Here is a 25026-nt window from a genome sequence, read left to right as displayed (position 1 = left end):
TTCAGTGCGCAGCCCTTATTTCTATTATTTCATCACAAATTACTTAATCAATGATTCTGGATCCAAATGAGCAGATTCGATATCTTTGAAGTAACGGTAAGTACCCACTTTCAATTCAGCTGTAGCAGCATCATCACAAACGATAATACCCTTTTCATGCATTTGCAATGCACTGATTGTCCACATCTGTGTGATAGCACCTTCTACCGCATGATACAAAGCACGAGCTTTGTTATGACCATTTACAATAATCATCACTTCTTTTGCAGAAAGCACAGTACCTACTCCCACTGTCAAAGAAGTCTTAGGAACTTTGTTGATGTCATTATCAAAGAAACGGGAGTTAGCAATGATGGTATCCATTGTTAACGTTTTCTGACGAGTGCGTGAAGTCAATGAAGATCCCGGTTCGTTGAATGCAATATGTCCGTCAGGACCAATACCACCCATGAACAGGTCGATGCCACCGTATGACTTGATCTTTTCTTCGTAACGTGCACATTCTGCATCCAGATCCGGAGCGTTACCATTCAGAATATTAGTATTCTCGGGTTTAATGTCGATATGACCGAAAAAGTTATTCCACATGAAAGAATAATAGCTTTCCGGATGTTCTTTCGGCAATCCTACATATTCGTCCATGTTGAATGTTACCACATTCTGGAAGGAAACGATTCCTTTCTTATTCAGGTCGATCAAAGCTTTATACATGCCCAGAGGAGATGATCCGGTGGGACAGCCCAATACAAATGGTTTCTCGGGGGTTGGATTGGCAGCTTTTATTTTAGCGGCAACGTAATGTGCAGCCCACAGAGATACGGACTGGTAGTCCGGCTGAATAATAAGTCTCATAAGTCGATTATTTTATAGGTTAGTTAATAAATTATCTCATTCACTGTTTTAACGATCTTTCTTCAAACGGTCCGCCATGGCACGTGCCAGATTTTCGCACTGGGTATAAGTCAGGTCTTTCATAGCCTGCTTCATCTCCACCGGATCACCGATCAATTCGAATTTACTCTTTTCAGCAAACTCCGCCAGACGTTTCACCGCAGCACCTGCCCATGCAAAAGAACCGAAGTAACCCAAATAGCGTCCCTTCACCTCACGCAGCAGAATCTTTGAAAGCAGCGCTTCCACCTCCGGAAATATCTGATTACTATACGTAGGAGAACCGATAATCAATCCCTTATAACGGAAAATATCCGCTATGATATAAGAAGGATGACTCTTTGTTACGTTATGCATAACGATATTCTTAACCCCCTGTGCAGAAAGCTCTTCAGCAATAGCTTCCGCCATCTGCTCTGTATTTCCATACATGCTTCCGTAGGCAATAACAACACCTTCATCCGCATCATAACGACTCAAACGATCATATATGCCGATCACCTTTGCAATATTCTCTGTCCATACAGGTCCGTGAGTAGAACAAATGGCAGAAATGGGAAGTCCACCTAATTTCTGCAAAGCCCTTTGCACGGGGCTTCCGTATTTACCAACGATATTAGAGTAGTAACGAACCATTTCTCCCCAGTACTTATCGACATTGATCCGGGTATCCAGGAATCCGCCATCTACAGTACCAAAACATCCGAATCCGTCACCGGAGAAAAGAACTCCATCCGTTTCATCAAAAGTCATCATCGTTTCCGGCCAATGCACCATTGGAGTCATATAAAAACGCAGTTTGTGACGTCCTAAAGCGAGGAAATCACCGTCCTTTACCAGATATTGTTCACCGGTTACCCCATAGAAACCTTCAATCATACCGAATGTTTGCTTATTACCCACGATAATAATTTCCGGATAATGTTGTTTAATCAATCGGATAGATCCCGAATGATCCGGTTCCATGTGATTTATAATCAAATAATTAATGGGACGTTCTCCAATCACTTGCTTGATTTTACGCAAGTAGACTTCAAAATAACAGATATCTACCGTATCTACCAATGCCACCATTTCATCATCAATCAGATAAGAGTTATATGAAACTCCATAGGGCAATGGCCACATCGCTTCAAATCTGTGCTTGTTACGGTCATTTACTCCCACATAGTGGACATTTCCTTTAATTCTTGTTTTACTTTCCATCTTTCAAATCCATTAAACATTTCTTCCACTATTCTATACTCCGCAAAACAGCTATTTATTAAGTGGTAAGTTTATCGTTTGCAAAAATAATCCTTTTTTCCGAATCCCTATACTTCTTACCTTGATAAGCACCTCTTTCTTTCATTCTTTTTTGTAAACGAGCTACAAATTCATAATTTTTCAATCCCCAGTCCGGAGCTATTAATAAATCTTTAGGAGATTGGGAAACAAAACGTTCCACAACCATATCGGGACGGAGATGTTCTACATAATCAATCACCAGATCAATATATTCCTCAACCTCGTTAAACAAATGAAAGCCAGCAGGAGTTACGTCATACTCATGCGCCATTCGCGTACCACGGATCAACTGTAACTGATGGATTTTAAGTGTAGCTAAAGGCAGATCGGAAAGAATTTCGGCATGTGCCACCATTGTATCATGTGTTTCTCCCGGAAGTCCGAGGATGATATGTCCACCTGTCAGGATACCACAGGCCGCTGTCTGACACACAGCTTCTACTGTATCTGCATAAGTATGCCCCCGATTGATGCGTTTTAAGGTTTCATCACAAGTGCTTTCGATCCCATATTCTACCATGAGAAACGTATGTTTGTTCAAATCTTCCAGATAACGCAACAAACTTTCCGGCATACAATCGGGACGCGTACCAATCACCAGCCCGACTACCCCATCCACCGCCAATGCTTCCTCATACTTACGCTTCAAGCCTTCCAACTCCGCATATGTATTGGTGTAGGCCTGAAAATAGGCCAAATATTTCATTTCCGGATATTTATGGGCAAAAAAGCATTTACCTTCTTCCAATTGAATTGCAATAGATTTCTCTGTCCGACAATAATCCGGATTAAAAGTCTGGTTATTGCAGTAAGTACATCCACCCCATCCTTTTGTACCATCACGATTGGGGCAAGTGAAACCTGCATTCAATGAAATCTTTTGTACTTTGTAAGGAAAATATTTCCGTAAAAAAGTAGGGAAATCATTATATAATAGCTGTGTAGACATATTCATTCACTTCATTCTTTATTTTACCTACAAACATAAGCAAAATCAACGAGTTACGGAAAGTTGGCACAAAATTTCTTCAATATATTAAAAATTTCATAAATACCATAAGATAAATTAATAAATATTGCAATTCGAAAAACTATTTAATTAGCTTTGCTATGATTTTAGGCATTGGCAGGAGGATACTTGTGAAAGTCTTGTGCAATTTATTCCCCAATTATGATTTCATCTCACCATACCCCATGCAACTCTTGTCAATAAAATTATCCTCTTTATAATCTTATTCAGATTATAAAGAGGATTTTTTTAACTAATATTACTCTCTTATTTTTGTTCAAAACACAACATAGAGATCAATGCTGTATAGGATGAAGAGGAAAAAATAGGAAAAAACGAGTATTATTCGTTCAAACCACTTATCGGACTTTCCATTCTGCATTGTTTTGTTTATTTTTGCTATAAACATTAAAGTAACTACTATGAAACGGCTCCATACTTTATTTCTTCTTCTAACAATAGCGATCAATATAGCTGCTCAACCTATCTGCCAAGTTAAACATTTCTCCGTGAGTGACGGTCTCGCTCAAGGTAATGTAATGAGCATTTTACAGGATCAGAAAGGGCTTGTTTGGTTTAGTACCTGGAACGGGCTTAACAAGTTTGACGGATACACTTTTAAGACATATAAAACTTCGCAAGAGAGTAAATATGCATTCGGCAGTAATCGCATGGGAACTATTTCAGAAAGCAAATACGGAGATATATGGTGCCCCACTTACGATGGACAAGCCTGCCTTTTTGATGTGGAAACCGAGAAGTTTATTGATGTTCTCCAACCTATTGAACTTTCCACGAAACAAACTAACAATGTTACACGCATTTATTCACTGGAGAAAGGGATTGCCTGGATTCTCTGTGAAAGCGGATATGCATTCAGAGTGGACGAACAATTATGCAAAAAAGGAGAAGGCATCACACTTTATTCAGCTTCCAACCACAACCTGAAAGGAAATCAAATATTTAACATTTATCAAGACTCTGAAGAAGATGAATGGATATTGACGGATAAAGGTGTTTCCATCATAGGAAAGAAAACACTGGATACAGACTTTCCTTTCCAGTTCATCACCCAAATAAAGGAAACGATCTGTCTGATTGCAGAAAATGACAAGTTAGCCAGATATGACTTCCACACTAAAAAACTGAAATTCGTAGATATTCCTTATCCGCATCATAAAATAAACAATGTCACTACCATAGGAAAAGATATGCTGGCATTGGGAACGGATAATGGAGTGATTTTGTATTCTATCCCGAAGAACAGTTTCCAGCAAATAGACATCCGTACAGCTACCCAAACTTCCAACGATGTAGAATCTGTCTATCAAGACCACTTGGGAGATATCTGGATTTTTTCAAAAGATCCGGGCATTGTTCATCTTAACCTCGCGACCAATGAAAAAGAACATCTGTTCACCCCCAAAGATGAGATTATCAAGCATGGGCGTAAAAGTCGTAAACTTATTTTTGAAGACAATGCGAAAAACCTATGGTTACTCCCCACGGAAGGAAACTTTTGCTACTATGACCGGAAAGAACTCTCAAACCGCTTCTTACGGATATCAATAATCCTAAGTCTATTTTCAGTCCGTTAGTCAGGTCTTATACATTGGATAATCAGGGAAACTGTTGGTTTGCAACAGCACGTGGTGTAGAGAAACTATGCTTCTTCCCACAGAGCTATCAATTTAACCTGACTGATTACGAGGCAGAAACACGTGCATTCCTGCAAGACAGCAATAAACGTCTATGGACAGCATCAAAATCTAATTATATCCAGATATTCGCACCGGATGGTAACCTGGTGGGGTACTTATCCAAACAAGGAAATATCATTAAGGAAAAACAATCGTTTTATAATGGGGTATATTCAATTCTGGAAGACAAAGATGGAAATATATGGTTGGGGACTAAAGAAATCGGACTTTTCCAACTTAAAAAGACAGGAGCAAATCATTACTCTATTCACCATTTTGAACACCAGACAAATGATCCTTATAGTTTAAGCAGTAATAGCATTTATGCTATCTTTCAGGACAGTCGTAATAATATTTGGATAGGATGTTATGGGGGCGGATTAAATCTGCTGGCACAAGCTAAAGATGGAAAAGTTTCATTTATTCATAGTAATAATGAGTTAAGAAACTATCCCATAGCTTACGGTATGAAAGTACGCAATATTGCAGAAGCTCCGGGAGGAGTGATTTTAGTGGGAACAACTAACGGACTGCTGACATTCTCGAACAACTTCGAACGCCTGGAAGAGATTAAATTCTACCGGAATATCCGTAGACCGGGAGATAAAAACAGTCTTAGTGCCAACGATATCATGCATATCTATACGGACAAGAATAAAACGACTTATGTTGTCAGCTTTACCGGAGGAGTAAATAAAGTGATATCTCCCAATCTGCTGAACGAGAATATCCAATTCAAAAACTACGACAAGAACAACGGGCTGGCTTCCGATCTGGCACTATCAATGATTGAAGATACACAGAACCAACTATGGGTTGTTTCGGAGATTGCGCTCTCCAAATTCGATCCAGCCAAAGAAACTTTTGAGAACTATGAATTAAGTTCCATCTATCAGGAATTCAATTTCTCCGAAGCTCTTCCTATTATCAATGCCCGCAACCAGATTATCTTAGGAACTGATAAAGGCTTTCTGGAAGTTTCTCCGGAGAAGATGCGGAAGAGTAGCTATGTTCCTCCTATTGTGTTTACAGGACTCAAGATTCAAGGACACCTTACCGATCACTCCATTGACAATCTGGAAGAATTGGAACTGGAGCCCTCTCAAAGGAATGTAACTTTCCAGTTTGCTGCACTTGATTATGTCAATCCAAAAGGGATTTTATATGCCTATCGCCTGCAAGGACTAGAAGAAGAATGGAATGAAGCAGATAATAACCGTTCCGCTAGCTACATCAACTTGCCTGCAGGCAAATATCAGTTGCAGGTAAAGTCAACAAACAGTGACGGGGTCTGGGTGGACAATGTACAGACTCTATCTATACATGTACTCCCCACCTTTTGGGAAACCTACTGGGCATGGCTGTTCTATTTCATTCTATTCATACTCTTTACGGCAAGCATCGTATATGTATTATTTTACATCTACCGGTTACGTCACAGAGTGGATATGGAACAACAATTAGCAAATATCAAACTGCGATTCTTTACTGACATATCTCATGAGTTACGTACTCCGCTAACTTTAATCAGTAGCCCTGTGACAGAGGTATTAGAGAATGAACCGCTTTCTCCTTCCGCCCGTGAGCATTTGACTTTGGTACATCAGAACACAGAGCGCATGCTCCGACTGATGAATCAGATTCTGGATTTCCGCAAGATTCAGAATCAGAAAATGAAACTGCTGATTGAAGAGACCGATTTGATCCCACTTTTGCAAAAGGTGATGAGTAGCTTCAAACTGATAGCTGAAGAAAAGAACATAAACTATCAGCTGACTTCTACCATCCAGTCGGTATATAGCTGGGTGGATAGAGATAAGTTTGAAAAGATATTCTTCAATCTGCTTTCCAATGCATTCAAATATACACCTGCCGACAAGTCGATTACAGTCAATATCACAACGAAAGAGAAGACGGTAGAGATAGAGGTTGCAGACGAAGGAATCGGAATTGCAGTAGAAAAGCAACATTCCTTGTTCCAACGCTTCGAGTCATTGGTAAAACAGAATATTCTGCAACCATCTTCCGGCATCGGGCTGTCTCTCGTGAAAGAGATGGTGGAAATGCATCATGGCACTATTACAGTAAATAGTCAACCCGGAATAGGCAGCCGTTTTACAGTAAGCTTGCCTTTACAACGGGAAATTTTCGAAGAGGATGTACAAGTCGAATTTATCCTGAATGATAGTCAGAGTTCAGCACCTCATCCCGTCGATAGCATGAAAGCGCCAGAAGAGGTGGAAGAAAAAGAAGACCTTGAGACTAATTCGGATGGTTTCTCCATATTGGTGGTAGAAGATAATGAAGAGTTAAAGGCTTTTCTGAAAAGTATTTTGTCGGAGAATTATACGGTAATCACAGCTTCCAATGGTGAAGAGGGATTGCAACATGCTGTTGACGACCTGCCCGATCTTATTATCAGCGATGTTATGATGCCGGTGATGGACGGTTTAGAAATGATTAGGCAAATCAAAGAGAACAACAATATTTGCCATATCCCCATCATTGTATTATCAGCCAAAGCCTCTCTGGACGACCGTATCGCCGGATTGGAACAAGGCATTGACGATTATATCACCAAACCTTTCAGTGCTACTTATCTAAAGACCCGTGTAGCCTCCTTGTTACGACAACGCAAAGCATTGCAGGAGCTCTATATGAATAGGCTGATGGAAGGAAAGAATACCTCTTCTCCCGATCCTCTGACTCCTTCACAACCACAGATTACTCCATACGACGAGCAATTTATGAAAAAAGTAATGGCATACATGGAAGAACAGATGGACAATGCCGAACTAACGATTGACGAATTTGCAGAACAGTTGATGCTTAGCCGTACAATCTTCTACCGGAAATTAAAATCAATCGTCGGACTGACACCTGTTGACTTTATACGGGAAATACGTATCAAACGTGCCGTACAACTGATTGACAGCGACGAATATAACTTCTCCCAGGTAGCATATATGACGGGGTTCAACGATCCGAAATATTTCAGCAAGTGCTTCAAGAAAGTGATAGGAATTACCCCGTCAGAATACAAAGAGAGAAAAAAATAACTCTTTGATAAGCATATAAAAAGTCCCTTTATACCCAGTTGTCTCATTATTCGATCAATCGAAATTCGATAGAGTAAACTGATATAAAGGGACTTTTCATACAAGATAAAGAGATTTGCCTGTCAACAACACATCAATATCCAAACTTACATTGACAAACAAACACCTGTTTTTCCGAATCATCATTAAATATTTCTTCTTCAAATCCTCCATATTTATGAATAATACTAAAACCATTCCATTCCAAATATGAATCCAACTCTTGAGGGAAAAACATTCTCATATCCAGATTTTGAATAGAATTGAATTCACCATTGATAAAATAATGCCATTCGATCCGATTAATCTGGGTTTTATTTTCATATCGCATTGTCTGCTTTATCGAGACTTCTCTTCCATCGCCAGTTGTATACGTGGCTATTTCCTGCTGCTCTTTCTCACCTTCAACTATATACCGAATATTCGGATTAAAACAATCCAACAGAAATAAGCCTCCGTCTTTGAGGTGATTTTTAACGACATGAAGTACCTTAAATAAATCTTCATTCTCATATAAATGATGGATCGAATTAAATGGAATAAAAATAAGGTCGTACTTCTTCTGTAAATCCAGAGTCCTGATATCCGCCTGAATGAAATTGATTCTTAGTCCAGCCTCGGCAGCTTTCATCTTAGCCTGATGGAGCATTGAAGCAGTGTAATCAACCCCACTTATATCATATCCATCCTTTGCAATAGGAAGAGTAAGTCTGCCAGTTCCACAGCAAAGCTCAAGTATTCGGGCATCCTTGTTTTTAGGTAACCACCGCTTATAAAATTGCAAATCATCCATGCTGGTATTCATTCCATCATAAATATTTGCATCATAAATTAAATCGCCAACTTTATAATCACTATTCATTTATGTCCTCCAATATTCATTATTTACGATTATTTCTTATACAAACGAGAATATCCCCAACGTACAATGTACCAAAAGGATATTCTATACACAACCAGAAGAACTACCAGTCGTTCGCAAATGTAGTAAATATCTGTAATCCAGCTATAATTATCTCTTAAATACTCAAATTTCAACAAGACATATCTCTGATATAAGTATCAAAACAACATTTCGGTATCATCTATTTACATTGCAAAGCTTATGCTATATTCAACAAAATGTTTTATCTTTGAACAGGTCTATGGATTTATCGGCTCCAAATAAGCCTTGCATAGGAAATCCTCCTTTTCTACCGGATATTCCCCACAAAAATAATGAAAAGCGCGTACTATTGCAGTCTCAAATCTAAAAACCAAAAAAACTAGAAAATGAAAAAGCAATGGATCATTGCCTGTCTTATCGGAATTCAAGGGGTAAATGTACAGGCACAACAACCCAGCAAGTATCCCTATCAGGACACGAAGCTGACTGTGGAACAACGGGCGGATGATTTACTTCAACGCCTCACATTAGAAGAAAAAGTGGCGTTGATGCAAAACAACTCACCGGCTATTCCCCGGCTTGGCATTAAGCCGTATGAATGGTGGAACGAAGCTCTTCATGGCGTTGCCCGCGCCGGACTGGCTACTGTCTTTCCGCAAGCCATAGGTATGGCCGCTTCTTTCAACGACGAACTATTATACGAAGTATTTGATGCCGTATCCGACGAAGCACGCGCCAAGAACCGCCAATTCAATGAAAAAGGACAATATAAACGTTATCAGGGACTGACCATGTGGACTCCCAACGTCAATATCTTCCGCGACCCCCGCTGGGGACGGGGACAGGAAACATACGGTGAAGACCCTTATTTAAGCGGGCGTATGGGAATGGCAGCAGTCAGAGGTCTGCAAGGACCGGAAGATGCCGAATATGACAAACTTCATGCCTGCGCCAAACACTTTGCCGTACACTCGGGTCCCGAATGGAACCGTCACAGCTTCAACGCAGAAAACATTGCACCCAGAGACTTATGGGAAACCTACCTTCCTGCTTTCAAGGAACTGGTACAAAAAGCAGGAGTCAAAGAAGTGATGTGCGCTTACAACCGTTTCGAAGGCGATCCCTGCTGCGGTAGCAACCGTCTGTTAACCCAAATTCTCCGCAACGACTGGGGATTCAAAGGAATCGTAGTCACCGACTGCGGAGCAATCGGAGACTTTTTCCAACGCAAGAAACATGAAACGCATCCCGATGCCGCCCATGCCTCTGCCGACGCTGTTTTAAGCGGAACAGATCTCGAATGTGGCGGTAACTTCAAAAGCATCACCGATGCTGTGAAAAAAGACCTGATTTCGGAAGAGAAAATCAATACATCAGTCAAAAGAGTACTGAAAGCCCGCTTTGAACTGGGAGAAATGAATTCGACTCATCCCTGGAGTAACATTCCATTTTCTGTTATCGACTGTCCCAAACACAAAGAACTGGCACTGAAAATGGCACATGAAAGTCTGGTATTACTCCAAAACAATAACAACATCCTTCCATTAAACCGTCAGATGAAAGTCGCAGTCATCGGCCCCAACGCCAACGACTCGGTAATGCAATGGGGGAACTACAACGGCTTCCCTTCACATACCGTTACTCTACTGGAAGGAATACGCGCCAAACTACCTGACGCACAAATCATCTACGAACCTGTATGCGGATATACAAACGACACCACCCTGCACAGCCTATTCAATCAGTGCAGCATCGACGGAGAAGCCGGATTCAACGCCACCTACTGGAATAACCGCGAATATAAAGGCAAAATTGCCGCAACCGACCGTCTGACCACTCCTTTCCATTTCAGTGCAGAAGGTTCTACCGTATTTGCTCCCGGTGTAGGATTGAAAAACTTCACCGCCATCTATCGTTCCACTTTCCGCCCAACAGATTCCGGTGCCGCCACTTTCCGCGTGATGACTAACGGAGGAGTTACTTTATTCCTCAACGGCAAGCAAATAGCAGAAGCCACCAACATCAAGAATCATACCAATCTGTATTCTTTCAACTACGAAGCAGGAAAGAGTTACGACATCGAGTTGCGTTTTATTCAGGTTAAAGATAACCCTGCACTGAACTTCGACTTGGCAAAACAAACTCCAATGGATGCCCGTGAAATCCTGAACAAGTTGCAAAGCGCAGATGTAGTTATTTTTGCCGGAGGTATCTCCCCCCTATTGGAAGGAGAATCCATGCGGGTATCCGACCCCGGATTCAAAGGCGGCGACCGTACAGAAATCGAATTGCCCGCCATCCAGCGCGAAGTTCTTGCTCTTCTAAAGAAGAATGGAAAGAAAACAGTATTCGTCAACTTCTCCGGTTCGGCAATGGCCATCGTGCCTGAAACGCAGAATTGCGATGCTATCCTGCAAGCATGGTATCCCGGACAGGCAGGTGGAACAGCCGTTGCCGATGTTCTTTTCGGAGATTACAATCCTGCCGGACGTCTGCCTATCACTTTCTATAAAAGCATGCAACAATTACCGGATTATGAAGATTATTCGATGAAAGGACGTACCTACCGTTTCATGACGGAAACACCTCTTTATCCATTCGGCTACGGTTTAAGTTATACCCGTTTCTCTTATGGGAAAGCTACCCTGAACCAATCGAAGCTGACCAAAGGCGAAAAAGCAATCCTTACTATCCCGGTAAGTAACGTCGGGCAGAGAGACGGTGAAGAAGTGGTTCAAGTGTACATCTGCCGTCCTGACGACAAAGAAGGTCCGCAAAAAACTCTTCGTGGTTTCCAACGGGTTAGCATTGCTAAAGGTAAGACACAGAACGTCCAGATAGAGCTTCCGTACGATTCTTTCGAATGGTTTGATGCAGCGACCAATACCATACGTCCTTTAAACGGAACATATAAGATACTTTACGGAAACAGTTCAAATGAAAAAGACTTGCAAACGTGCAGTATTCAGATTCAATAGGTAATACCGTTTCATATATAATTTGAGGCTAAGTTGAACTTAGGCTACATTGAGAATTTATAAAAAATGGCTTTTATTGTCAGGCCAAGAGTTAGGGCTTCATAAAGTGATTGTTTTCAAGCTATTACCCACTGACAATAGAAACTGACAATAGGCTGACAATAAAGATTTCCGTCTTTTATTGTCAGCCTATTATTGTTTAAAACTACACTATGCAACTATTATCCCTTATTTACCAAGCCTGCATTATTCCGCTAAGATACCGTTATTGTTCAACCAGGGTGCCGCTATTGTTCCACTAAAGCACCGATCTTGCTAATTCTCCACGGCCGTGACGAGATCTCTCCACGGCTGTGGTAGGATCTTCCCACGGCCGTGAGAAGATGTTACCACGACCGTGGGAAGGTAAAGATAACGGCACCTTTGCCCAACTATGCAGGCACACTAACTCAACTATACAGGCACACTAACCAAACGATACAGACATACTTACTCAACTGTACAGGCATATTAATGCAACTACATCAAAACCTTGAAACAATAATTCCAAGATGCCAGCATAACTATATCGGTATATTAATAAAGATATGAGAGTATCAATGAACGATATAGGCATATTGATATAGCCTCATCAGCCTATCAATGCTATAATGTACGAATGGACAGACTTGTATCCTTACTTGCCAAACAATAAAAAACAGGCTGACAATAGAATACTTAATTCTTATTGTCAGCCTATTGTCAGCTTCTATTGTCAGCTTCTATTGTCAGCATGTATTATACTGTAATTCATTTCTTTAACTGCCGCTCTGACAGATTGACAATAAAAACAGTATAAAAACAGATGATACAGTTAGTTCTTGGTCAGCAACCGCTTCTCCGAAATCGTTCCCAACTCTTTTCCGTTAATGGTGATATCCGTCGTATTTTCTATCTGTATCATAGATTGATCGGGAGTGTCAATTTCCACATTCTCAATGTTGAGCTTTGCCACTTTATTCACTACAATACCCTCTTTAGCACCTGTAACCACCATATTCTTGATGGAAATATTCTCAATCGGCATTTCGGGAAGTCCGTTCAGATAAGCTGCCCGTCCTGCTCCCCTGCAAAACACATCCGAGATATAGATGTTTCTGAAAGCAGGCGTCTCCTCACTCACACTCGGAACCGGTTCACCGGGAGCACTTTTGACCGCGTAATACAAGTCGGCAATCAAAGCATCATTAGGAATATCAATCATATTTATATTATTGATATAAATATTCTCCACAACACCACCGCGTCCACGGGCACTTTTAAACCGTAAGCCGACATCCGTACCGATAAAAGAACATTCAGACACATACACATTCTTCACACCACCGGACATCTCACTGCCAATCACGAATCCGCCATGCCCATGTAAAACGGTGTTGTTTCTCACAATCACATTCTCACAAGGTTCGCCCCTTCTGCGGCCATCCTCGTCTTTGCCCGACTTCAGACAGATAGCATCATCCCCCGCATCAAAAAAACAGTTGGCAATCAATACATTCTTGCATGATTCCACATCCAGCGCGTCACCGTTTTGCGAATACCAGGGATTGAATACTTTTACATCATTCAATATCAAAGATTCGCACGACAAGGGATGCAGACACCAACTCGGAGAGTTTTTGAAGGTCACACCTTCCAGAAGAATCTTTTTGCTCTTCACGATACTTAGCAATACGGGACGCAACCAACTCTTCATATCTTCCCATTCTTCACTCGTGATTTCAGTCCGTTTATCTTCGCTGCCGGCCATGAGAACAGAGGCTTTCAGCGCTCCTTCATTAGGATACCACACCTTTCCGTTCTCATCCACCTTGCCGCCGGAGTTCACCAGATTCTTCCATTGCCTGTCCGTCATCTTATCCTTCTTCACAGGACGCCATCTATCCCCCGCCCCATCAAAAACACCATAACCGGTGATGGCTATGTTCTCCGCATTCATTGCCGAGATAGGCGACTGGCAACGTTTGACATCCAGTCCCTCAAACGAAGTGGTGATGATCGGATATAATGAAGTATCACTACTAAATACAATCAACGCATTCTTTTCCGCATGCAAATTGACGTTACTCTGCAAAACAATAGGTCCTGTCAACCACAAGCCTTCCGGAATGACTACCTTGCCACCTCCCTTATCATGCACCGCTTTGATTGCATTATTAATAGCCTCCGTATTCAACGTCACGCCATTACTTTTTGCTCCGAAATCGCAAATATTCACCTGATAATCGGGGAAGACGGGACGCTCTATGGCGGGCATGGAGAAAGGAAGGTCTTTATATAAATCTTCCATTTCTATCGTTTTATCCTCCGAGTCTGAATATGCCTGACAAGATGCCAATAACAAGAGTCCCACCAGCATTACTCTGAAATCCTTTTTCAAAAATCTATTCATACTTATCTTTATTATGTATCAAAACCTATTGAAATATACTATTTATTTTCAACGGGAAAGAATCGCCTTATTTCCCAAAGAACCATACTGATTCACAGCACAAACCTGCAATATCATCACCGGATATTGAGGAAGAGTTAGATACATTCCACGTGTCATACCTACTACCCTGTCCCCACTGAAAACAATATACCCCGTCGCATCCTTCACACTTTTCCACTCCAGTCTCCGGTCCTTTATTTTAAGCCCCTCGGGAGCAGGAAGTTTTTTCATCATCATACGGGGATTCCACTGATCTGTTCCGGGAATTATATTCTCATAAGTATAAGTAGCAGCCTCTTCTGCCGTTATCACCGCACGACTGGTTCCTTTCGGAGCATTTTCACCACGTCCCTCATATTCCGTCTTACGCTGATCCAGTTGCAGGACATTACCCGCGGCATCCCGACTGTTATATTCGGCAAACAAAGTAGGGATCGCACCCATATTTGCCCAACCTTCAGGAGAAATGGGAATGTTCATAGTAGTGTGAATATAAACCGTTTTTGGCGAATTATGCCACGGACGTCCCAGTTTCACCCCCCACTTCTTAACATTAGCCGCCGCTTCGTTACCATCTATCGTGCAGTCTCTGAAAACATACCCCCATTTCGCTTCCTTATGACAAGGAGCTACAATAATAGCACCGCTACGAGTATTATAGAAAGTACAATTTTCCGCCAATACATTTCCTCCGCCATAGAAATAATCTACCGCTCCTTCAATCCAACAATCTTTGACGTAATGTCGTGCAGTATCATTGCCTGTAGTCATCCATGTATCCTGAAAAGAACGGAAGTTACAATTATTAAATGCGATACGATCCGCCTGACTGCTCATTGCCAAAGCTTGCGGCCCTTTCTGGCTATCCACTCCCCAGTCGTTAACATAAGAGATGTTTTCCGAATAGAAATCAGGCGCTTCAATCTTCACTACACTACCATCGTATTTATAGACATCCGATTCCGGATTATGAACAGAATATCTCCAATAGTCGATATCTGTCGAAGTAGCCTCTGGTTTGCCACCCACATTCAGACTGTGGTGAATGATGGTTTTATCTTTGTCCTGTCCTATCAAATGAATGAATGTTTTTGTCTTTGGTATAAATAGGTACTCTCGATAAGACCCATTCTTCACAAATATGCACCAAGGTGTTTTTGAATTTTCGGGTGCGGCATTTACAGCCTCTTGCACCGTTCTGTAATCACCACTGCCATCTCTTGCCACTACAGCCTGAAAAGGAGAATTACTTTCACCGGAATGATTCCTATCTATAAGCCCCCTCCCATCAGCACCCCAGACTGGGGAACACAAGGAGAACAGCAAGATGACTCCCTGTAAAATGCATTGTATCTTCTTCATACTTCAATTGTGTAAATTTTATATAGAGGAAAAAACAGCCCCCGGTTTCTTTTCCCAAGGGCCATTTGTTTTCAGAAAAACGATTACCTGTTCATAACCAGTATGGTCCTGACAATGATCCGGTTATGGAATCCAACGAGTATCACCGGAACGATTAGTGACAATCGGAGAATTCGAATCCTTGATTGTCAGATCGCCCTTTTCCGGGTCAACAAACAGTTCGGCAGCAGTCATATCCAAATCGGTTGCATTGATCTTACTACCACCCAACGCATAATCTTTCGTTGTATAATTGTTAGAGAAGCTAGTGGTAGTATTGGCACCGATTGAATAAATTTCACCACACGGTGAAGCCAAGACTACTCCTTCCAACACCAATTCCGAACCAACAGCAGACTGTATATTAATCATACGCTGATTGCGACAGAAGCTGTAGAAGGTTACATTTTTATATTCCAGATGAATAGGTTTGTCCAGATTGGGCGCATAGAAGATGTTACCCCAGCCCCAGCCGTCTGTACTGTTGTTATCTCTACTAAATGTGCAGTTCCTGAAAATAACTCTTTCCAGATGATCATAAGAGTTACCTTCCTTATCGGTCGATCCAAGATGGAACGTACCGTATGCACCTGTCTGCCAACCGCATTGTTCAAACTTGCAGCCTTCCATTTCGAAGTTCATCAGATGTTTATTGTTAGCTCCCTGATGACGCCAGAATCCACGTCCGAATCCATAGAAGTCGCAATTAACGAAACTGATATTCTCCAGCGTGTATGCATTACCACTATTAAAGAAATAACTGTTCAATATCTCCTGCCGGAATTCAACATTTACAAACTCTATACCGGAAATATAAGATCCGGCAACCACATTCCATGAAGATTCCATAGTGACAATAGGCTTAATGCCTTCCGTGCTACCGACCAGACGGAAACCTTTCTTTATTGCAAATGGACTCAAACGATAAGAAGAGCCAGCCGGCAAGAAATATTCGGTACCCTCCGGAATCTCCGCATTATCATTATTATCAGTCAGAAGTTTCGTCAAATCATCATCCCAACCTACCGTAATAGATTCGGCAGCCGGTCCCGCTGTACGGAAAGTAGCCTGATTATAAGGTTTGTCATATTTCCTCGGCTTACTTGTATCGTAAATATTAACCGCATACAGTGTATTCTTATCCAGACCAGTCACTTCGGCACGTCCCTGTGCTTTTTCCTCTTCAGTCAGATAACGGGATACATTCGCTAAAGTTTTGTCCATCATCGGCATCACGCTGATACTGTCCACCGGATTCTGTACATCTACTTTCCAACGAATGATAGCAGAGTTTTCTGTTATCTCTGTTTTTGATACGTCTTCCAATAACTTCGCATATTCCGGTCTGGCCTCTGTAGAAGCATTCGTATAAGTCCATTGAGAATTATTGACTGCATTTGCCGCATTCGAACGCACACGAATATAGAACGTTGTTCCATAAGGGATATCGTCCAGAAAGACAAATGGTTCAGTTGTATCTACCGACATAAACAAACTTTTGTAATACGTATCCTGATGCAACTCTACCGTATAGGATGATGCATCATTTACTTTATACCACACCAAAGTAATAGAATTACTCTTCACCTCCGGTTTCTCCAATACGAATCTGGGCTGAAACAGATCGTCTATTTTGTTATATTGGTCGTCTTGGCAACTTGTGAAAAGCGCTCCCCACAACAAAGCAGGCAATAAGACTGTTGTCAATCTATATAGTAACTTCATCATAACATTCATTTTTACTGGTTAATATCCATAATAGTTTTGAATAGCCCCTCTATGGTCTGTAATTACTTGTGAAGGATAAGGACACAAATATCTCAACGGATCAGAAGGTTTCACACTCTTGTCGTTATTCAGATTGATAAATCCTCTGAAACTCCAGGAAATCTCTTTCAAGGTCTCAAATTGCTGCGTTTCCGAGTTCAGGACTCTCCATCCAATAGCGTATGCCAACGTTTGATAACCGGCAGGTTTACCCGTTCCGAATTCTTCTTTCTCAATGCCGACTATATCCAGAATGGTTCTGTCCGGATGTTCCGGATCAGGGACTGACTTATAATAAATATTTTCAGGTACTTTATCAATACCCGGTATATAGGTACCATTGGCAACCAACCCCCAATTAATCATTTCAAAATAGAGATTATAGATCACCTCACTGTACTTATTCCAACGGGCCAAGTCATATTTACGGATACTTTCACCCCCAAATTCCCATTTTCGTTCGTCCATGATTGCTTTGAAGAAATCGTCTTCACTATTCAGGCTTTCTACGTAAGATTCTACTTTCGAAGCCCACAAAGAAGAATCAAACGCACGCCGCCTTACCCTCTTCATCGCTTCCTTTGCATCATCACGCGGTCCGAACCGCTCGTTCACCGCTTCAGCATACATCAACAACACATCTGCAAACCTCATGCGTATGCTATTGATACCCGTTCCCGCACCACTGGAAGAGCCTAACGGAGACTTCATTTTAAGTTTCGACCATTTACCTACTCCCATGCCGGCGATTCCCATATCCATCTCCTGATTCAGGTTCTTATCGTATTTGTAAGGAGCACACGTAACGTCACGACGCAAATCATCCCCATCAAATGTAAACATATACGTACCACAATAATGCAGATAATTGCTGGCACTTCCGTACTCGTGCTTGTCACCGGCAATCGTTACACCTACATTATACCCGTAACGGCTGGTCACACTTTTCAGCATAGGGATAGCAAAAATCACATCGTCATTATTCGCCGTCGTCCAATTGCATTCATTGTACCAAAGTTCTTCGTAACTCTGTTTCAAATCATGCTTGTTTTCCTTGATTACTTTACCCAGATAGGTGATAGCGATATCATAATAATGCTCGAAATTGTCACCACGTTCCATATATCCCACGTTGTCCGGATTCTCTTTATCGGGACGTAAAGACCATCCTCCACGATACAAAGCCAGTTGTCCGATAAGTGCCTGGCAATATTCGCGGGAAGCACGCTCTACCCCGTAATCCAGATCGGCGGCATATTTCATCATCGGCTCTACATCAATCAACTCGTCAATCAGGTATTCCAGTATCTTGTTCCGTTCCGTCACACCGACTGAAAAGAAATCATCTGTGGATTTCGAAGGTTCGGTCACAAAGACGACATCTCCCCATGTACGAATCAAATCCAGATAAAGCATCGCACGAAGTGTTTTCACCTCTCCGTACATCTGTTGTATTTCAGTCGGTCCCTCCTCTTTTATCTGTAAGGAGAACAAAGAGGAATTTTCCATTTCATGCAGGAAGTCGTTCGCATAATTGATCACGGAATACATATTGTTCCATGTACTATTCAACGTATTCCAGTAGGGTTTGGAATCGAAACAACCGATATCCGCACCGGTGGCCGCTACGGTATTATTCTTAAAGGAAGACATTTCTACATCCGTATTCGTATTCAGGCTGTTGGCAAGCGTACTGCCATACATACCGTCTTCTGTCATTGCAGAATACATTTTAGTCATCAAGGCTTTGGCTTCCTCTTCTGAAGTAAAAACATATCCGGGGGTAAATCCTGAAGGAGGCTCCACATCCAGAAAGTCATTACAAGATGTGAAAGAGAGCATCGCGCAGGCTATGGTTGAATATAATAACTTCTTATTCATTGTTCTTTCATTTTAGTTAGTTTATTAAAAGGTCAATTGCACACCGAACGTGTATGTGCGGCTTCTCGGATATCTGTTATTATCGATATTCGGCGTTAATCCGGTAGCAATATCTACCTCCGGATCATAACCGCTATATCCGGTAATCGTAAAGAGGTTGTAACCTGACGCATAGAAACGTACTCTGCTCAAACCCACTTTATTGGTCCATGCACGTGGCAGTGTATAGCCGATAGTAGCCGTATTGAGACGCAGGAAAGAACCGTCTTCCACTGCATATGACATTGCAATGGGACGTCCGATAGAAGTCGGATTCCACATCGTCGCATTCTTATTAAACTCTGCAAGAATTTCCGGACTGTAACGAATTTCATTACCCATATCGTCAAAATTACGCCAACGCTTCGCAGCAGAAATATCCATACTGAAATTGTTGTAATTATTGCTTGCCCATGTAGTCATCATTACTTTATTAGCATTGAACACATCGAAATCATACATGAAATTAAAGAATGCACTTACATCAAAACCTTTAAAAGTTGCATTTAATCCAAATCCTCCCGAAAACTTCGGAGTAGTATTACCGATCACAGTACGGTCGTCATCCGTCAACGTATACGGGTTGGCACTATTTTCATCCACCGGAGTGAGTTTTTTAAATTTGGCATTACCCGGACGCGGGTCACCGGACAACGGGCTGGAGTTTACGACTCCGTCTTTCAATGTCCATGTTCTGGATTTTGAATCAAATGGCTTGAAATCATCCACTGTATAGAAACCGTCATTCACAAATCCATAGATCAAACCGGTAGTACCTCCTACGTAGGCACGATAATCATCTGAATTCAAGAGTTGAGAGCCAGCCCAGCCAGAAGAAAGCACCATTTCCTTTTCACCCCTTGCCAGTTTGTCGATCTTGTTTTTATTACGACCGATATTAAACGTCGCGTTCAATGTAAAGTCCGGACGGTCCATGATATAACCGGTCAGAGACAACTCAACCCCTCGGTTTGAAGTCTGCCCCACATTCTCCATAAGATGTGTGTAGCCTGTATAGCCGGGAATAGTAGAAGAAAGCAGTAAGTCTTTCACCGTGTTCCAATAGAATTCCAATGATCCGCTTAACCGTTCTCTGAAAAAGCCGAAGTCAACGGCAAGGTTACGGGTAATGGTAGTCTCCCATTTTACATGGGGATTATACAGTTCTTTCGTGTTATAAAATTGATAATAGTACCGGCTCGTTTCTTCCCAACCCGCAGGCCGGCTGCTGCTGATACCATACAATTTCTGATAAATATCGGAAGAGATACGGTCATTTCCAGAAGCACCATAACTTACTCTCAATTTAAGATTCGACACCACTTCACTCTCTTTCAAAAAGTCCTCATTAGACATACGCCATGCAACAGCCGCTGCCGGGAAAAATCCCCAACGATTGCCTGAAGCAAACTTCGATGAACCATCGGCACGCAAGGTCACAGTAGCGAGATATTTATCCTTATATCCATAGTAAGCACGACCGAAAAAAGAAGAAATGCGTGTGGGCGAACCGGCAGAAGACTTATTTTCGTAAGGAGTACCCAAAGACAGGTTATCAAATGCCTTTTCCGCAGTTGTATTCACCGGAAAATAGCGGGTAGTATAGGTCTTACGGCTGGATTGGGAACTCTTCATTTCTTGTCCGACCATCAATTGGATATCATGCGTATCATCCAACATAAAGTTGTAGTTAAACACATTGGATAATTGCCATTTGGAACCTTGAGACATACTCCACTCAGCCATTGGCTGGTTATTATTATTCTTGGCGTTAGATGTATCAGTGCCCCAAAAACGTCGAGACTCCTCTGCATTATTTTCAAAGCCGAATTCCGTACGGAAAGTCATGCCTTTCATTATATTCCAAGTCAGAGCACCTATCGTATTGAGAGACTTATTAATTCTTTTCTTATAATTCTTTTCAGATTCTTCTTTCGGGTTAAAGCGGGTTATCTCATCCAATAAATCAGGGTCATAATAAGTATCATCTTCCGGCAATTTCATATATTCATCCAATCCTTCAGTAGGTGCCTGACGGAGTGCATCCAAAAGACTCACCCCATCCGTACCGGAACCGTCCACTTCTTTATGCAACAAACGGGTGCGGTATTCAAAAGTCAGGAATTTAAAGAGCTGGGTATTCAGACTCACATTCAGGTTGTTCTGTTTCAACCCGTTCCCCACCATCACACTAGGACGGTCTTGATGGATAAATGCCACTTTATACTTCGTTTTCTCTGTACCGCCATTGATACTAAGGTCTACATATTTAGATACCGGATTCGTTCCAAAAATTTCATCCTGCCAGTCCGTTCCTTTATCTCCCTGATAAATATAGAATTCATATGCTTGTCCATACTTATTAAAGAAATCGTCGGGTATGGAATTCTTTTGACGGGCATTCTCATATTGCATCAAAACATATTCGTAGGGATCCATCACGTCCAGCTTGTTTGATAATGTGCTTGTCTGCAAGTAAGTATTCAAATTGATAGATACGCGTCCTTCCTTTGCTTGTTTGGTAGTCACCAGAATGACACCATTAGCACCGCGAGCTCCATAAACTGCCGTAGAAGCAGCATCTTTCAAGACATCGATGGACTCTACATCTGTCGGTGGAATATCATTTAAACTCCCCACTTCAAATCCGTCTACCAAAATCAGCGGACTGTTGTCCTGCGTGATCGAACCTCCACCACGCACCAATATTTTAATTTCCGCATCCGGTGAACCATCCACTGCTGTCACCTGCACACCCGGCATTTTACCGACAATAGCCTCTGCAACGGAAGCAGTCGGTACTTTTTCGAGAACCTTGCCCGATACACTCGATACCGAACCAGTCAGATTTCCTCTTTTCTGTGTACCATAACCGATTACGACCACATCATCCAGTTGTCCGACGGCTTCCGTCATCTGAATATGAATTCCGGAAGTACGTCCTTTCAACGGTTCTTTCACTTCATTCATTCCGACATAACGGATAGTCAACACAGCTTTATTCACATCAGGAACATTGGTCAGTGTAAAGTTTCCGTCCATATCGGTAGTAGTACCTATTTTTGTGCCTTGCACCATTACTGCGGCACCTATTACCGGCCCGTAGTTATCTGTCACCGTACCGGTTACGGTCTGTGCAAAACCACTGACCGCCACCAATAACAGGGTGAATATACTTATAATTAGTTTATTCATTATACTAAAGTTTTTTGTTACAAAATATACGGTTTACTATTTCTTCTCGATAACCTGACCGCCCAGATTCTGATTGTAAACAATATGCTGAACCAGGTTATGAAAATAAACTTCCAGATTGGAATAACGCCCGTTGGGATCTACTGACGTACTTATCTGTGCAGCATCATCCGGATTATTCGGATCAAGTCCGTAAGCTTCTTCCCAAATATCAGGAATTCCATCGCCATCCGTATCTGGCCAGGCTTTCAACGATTTAACTTCAGGATATCCTTCTGTATCCCCCACCGTATCAATAATTCCAGGGCGCGGTTTTTCATCCTTCGAACCAGTCCATGTAGAAGTACCTTCTCTGACCTCTTTCACGATACGTTGATCAATAATATCTCTGCGCAAAGAGGCGCCGGCATATTGCAATACCTTTTCATAGGCTTGCTCGGGTGTATGGCTGGTCACCTTACTAAATGGCTGCGGTTCCGCCATTCTCATTGCATGCATTTCTTCTTCTGTAGGATGCAAATCGCGCCAAAATTGACTCCAGATTCCATTCGTCCAGTTATCTGCCGTAACTTCTGCACTGGCAGTCACATGGTTGCCCTCGATATATGCTCTGGCGGTAGGATCACTTGACAGAACTCTCCAGGACATACTTCCTGTTCCGGTAGCCGGTCCTGCTTTATAATAGCAGTTGACAATATTGAACGTTCCATATTTTCCACCATAACAGCCAAATCCGGCTTCACTCCAGTTATAATAGACATTGTTTCGTACATCAAAATATCCGATATGGTCACCGGCTCCTTGGGTTCCGGGTTCCGGCATATCAGAAATTCGGGGAGCACGGCTACTATGATGTGCCATCAGAATATGATGGTAAGAAGCATTATCACCACTAAACATCGCTCCATACCCATGAGCTCCTTTGGCATGATTGGAATTATTCAAGCTCTCTGTTGACATACACCACTGCGCAGTAAAATTCTGACAACCATAGAAAGACAGAGTTTCATCAACTCCCCAACTGGCAGTAACATGATCGACAATCGCATTCGTGAAATATCTTCCTCCAATAGCATCTTCGGCATAATCCTCGTATTTGTCACCGGGACGGCAACGTAAGAAACGAATAATTGCATTCATTTCTTTGCTGTCTGCCGACAGATTAAAAGAGAAATTATAGTTCTTCAACGTGATACCATCGCCCGGAGCTGTCTGTCCCAAGATACTTACATTGGGATGATCTACTAAAAACAATCCACGCTTCAGTTCTATGATACCCGAAACATCAAAGATGATATTCCGAGGCTGGTCGGACTTCTCGATTCCATAACGCAGACTTCCTTTGATGGGAGTTTCATTTTTGCCATAATCTTCCAAATTAGTAACCCGATAGATTTCACCGCCACGGCCTCCGGTTGTAAAACGTCCACCTCCCTCCGCACCGGGGAAAGCCAAAAGTTGTCCGGCCGATGGGTCGTCACCAATACTCGTATCAGGTTTACCATACTGAAAAATCTCTATCTTCTGTTCCAACACGCTGTTCTTTATGATCACAGAAGAAGTGCGTGGAAAACGATCTGTATTATCTTGTATTTTCAGTACGATTGCATCTTCTGTCGAAGCTTCCTTATCCAAAGTAATCCAGGGTTCGGTTGAAGTCATCGTATATTCTATTGCATATTCTTGAGTGACGGGAATAGTTAGTGCCTTACACTTATAAGGAATAATATATTCATCCTGCTCTACTTCCAGAGTCGTTTTGACTCCTTCCTGAACAATCTCCACAGTCTTACTCATGATGTAATCACCCACTGTCTTAAATACGATATTCCCTCTTCTCTCCGCTGCCACGTTCAATGCAATAGCAAAGTGAACATTATCTGTCACAAAACTACGGCTCTCCTGTGCAGACTGATCGACTTCCTTGATCCAGTCGGTTTGATCGTCAATCTCTATTTTCCATGCCACATTGGATACAACCTGACAAATCAGAGTAGTTCCTAAAAATGGAATCACTTCCTTTGAATAATCCAGCAAAATATCCGGATCAGTACCCAGTTGTTCTACAGAGATTTCCTGTTCAATCGTCGTATTAACATTCGTCAAAGTAACCTTAATCTTACTTTCACGCTTCGCGTCATCTGTGTTTTCAGTGAAGAATAAACGAAGATCGCCGTTTCCATTTCCACTTTCTTTCGAAAGAGTCAGCCAGCTACTATTACTTTCTGTGACTTTAGCTGTCCAATCGCCGGTTGCAGTCACATTGATAGTAAAAGAACCTCCTACGTTGGTGAGTTTCACCTCATTCTTTGATACTTCCAAGTTATTAGCTAATGCTGCTTCGTTCTTTTCGTCATCCGAACTACAAGCCCCAAGCAATCCTGCCAATAATATGATTAGAAATGATCTCATATCCTATAT

11 protein-coding genes and 1 pseudogene are annotated in these 25026 nt (G+C 41.9%); 2 read left to right on the top strand and 10 right to left on the bottom strand.

Going from position 1 to position 25026, the window contains the following annotated elements; translation table 11 throughout:
* Positions 1 to 39: 39 nt before the first annotated feature.
* From nagB to KQP79_RS00445, 3 genes are read right to left on the bottom strand one after another with little or no spacing between them, the layout of a single operon-like run.
* Positions 40 to 852, bottom strand: a complete 813-nt coding sequence (gene nagB, locus KQP79_RS00455; protein WP_004301540.1) for a glucosamine-6-phosphate deaminase — start codon at positions 850 to 852, stop codon at positions 40 to 42.
* A 48-nt stretch (positions 853 to 900) separates the two neighbouring features.
* On the bottom strand, positions 901 to 2097 hold the full coding sequence (locus tag KQP79_RS00450) for an FprA family A-type flavoprotein (protein ID WP_004309431.1): 1197 nt from the start codon (positions 2095 to 2097) through the stop codon (positions 901 to 903).
* 58 nt (positions 2098 to 2155) lie between these two features.
* Entirely contained in the window at positions 2156 to 3133 is a 978-nt protein-coding gene (locus KQP79_RS00445; RefSeq protein ID WP_004305273.1) for a TIGR01212 family radical SAM protein, read from the bottom strand.
* A 476-nt stretch (positions 3134 to 3609) separates the two neighbouring features.
* Between KQP79_RS00445 and KQP79_RS00440 the strand changes: the two are divergent.
* Positions 3610 to 7946, top strand: a pseudogene (locus KQP79_RS00440) (two-component regulator propeller domain-containing protein).
* 133 nt (positions 7947 to 8079) lie between these two features.
* On the opposite strand, the gene KQP79_RS00435 reads toward KQP79_RS00440, so the two are convergent.
* On the bottom strand, positions 8080 to 8847 hold the full coding sequence (locus KQP79_RS00435; RefSeq protein ID WP_004309429.1) for a class I SAM-dependent methyltransferase: 768 nt from the start codon (positions 8845 to 8847) through the stop codon (positions 8080 to 8082).
* 410 nt (positions 8848 to 9257) lie between these two features.
* Between KQP79_RS00435 and xyl3A the strand changes: the two genes are divergently transcribed.
* Positions 9258 to 11849, top strand: coding sequence for a xylan 1,4-beta-xylosidase (xyl3A, locus tag KQP79_RS00430; RefSeq protein ID WP_004309427.1), 2592 nt, complete (start codon positions 9258 to 9260; stop codon positions 11847 to 11849).
* 853 nt (positions 11850 to 12702) lie between these two features.
* Here xyl3A and KQP79_RS00425 read toward each other — a convergent pair.
* From KQP79_RS00425 to KQP79_RS00400, 6 genes are all read right to left on the bottom strand, one after another.
* Positions 12703 to 14280 carry a glycoside hydrolase family 28 protein gene (locus KQP79_RS00425; protein ID WP_004309426.1) on the bottom strand — a complete coding sequence of 526 codons (1578 nt, stop codon included), beginning with the start codon at positions 14278 to 14280 and terminating at the stop codon, positions 12703 to 12705.
* A 48-nt stretch (positions 14281 to 14328) separates the two neighbouring features.
* A complete protein-coding gene (locus KQP79_RS00420; RefSeq protein ID WP_004309425.1) occupies positions 14329 to 15684 on the bottom strand; it encodes a pectinesterase family protein in 1356 nt (451 codons plus the stop codon).
* A 123-nt stretch (positions 15685 to 15807) separates the two neighbouring features.
* Complete coding sequence (locus tag KQP79_RS00415) at positions 15808 to 17451, bottom strand: DUF5123 domain-containing protein (RefSeq protein WP_004309424.1); 1644 nt, start codon at positions 17449 to 17451, stop codon at positions 15808 to 15810.
* 18 nt (positions 17452 to 17469) lie between these two features.
* Positions 17470 to 19371: a RagB/SusD family nutrient uptake outer membrane protein gene (locus KQP79_RS00410; protein WP_004309423.1), complete on the bottom strand. Its 1902-nt coding sequence runs from the start codon at positions 19369 to 19371 to the stop codon at positions 17470 to 17472.
* Between the two features lie 24 nt (positions 19372 to 19395).
* Positions 19396 to 22605 (bottom strand): SusC/RagA family TonB-linked outer membrane protein, encoded by a 3210-nt coding sequence (locus KQP79_RS00405; RefSeq protein WP_061448042.1) that lies wholly within the window; start codon positions 22603 to 22605, stop codon positions 19396 to 19398.
* A 36-nt stretch (positions 22606 to 22641) separates the two neighbouring features.
* Positions 22642 to 25017 carry a BACON domain-containing protein gene (locus KQP79_RS00400; RefSeq protein ID WP_004309421.1) on the bottom strand — a complete coding sequence of 792 codons (2376 nt, stop codon included), beginning with the start codon at positions 25015 to 25017 and terminating at the stop codon, positions 22642 to 22644.
* Between the last annotated feature and the right edge of the window lie 9 nt (positions 25018 to 25026).

The organism is Bacteroides sp. DH3716P, assembly GCF_025914115.1.
GTDB classification, from domain to species: domain Bacteria; phylum Bacteroidota; class Bacteroidia; order Bacteroidales; family Bacteroidaceae; genus Bacteroides; species Bacteroides ovatus.
Note: the sequence above shows the minus strand (reverse complement) of the source record. Positions and strands in the feature narration are given on the sequence as shown.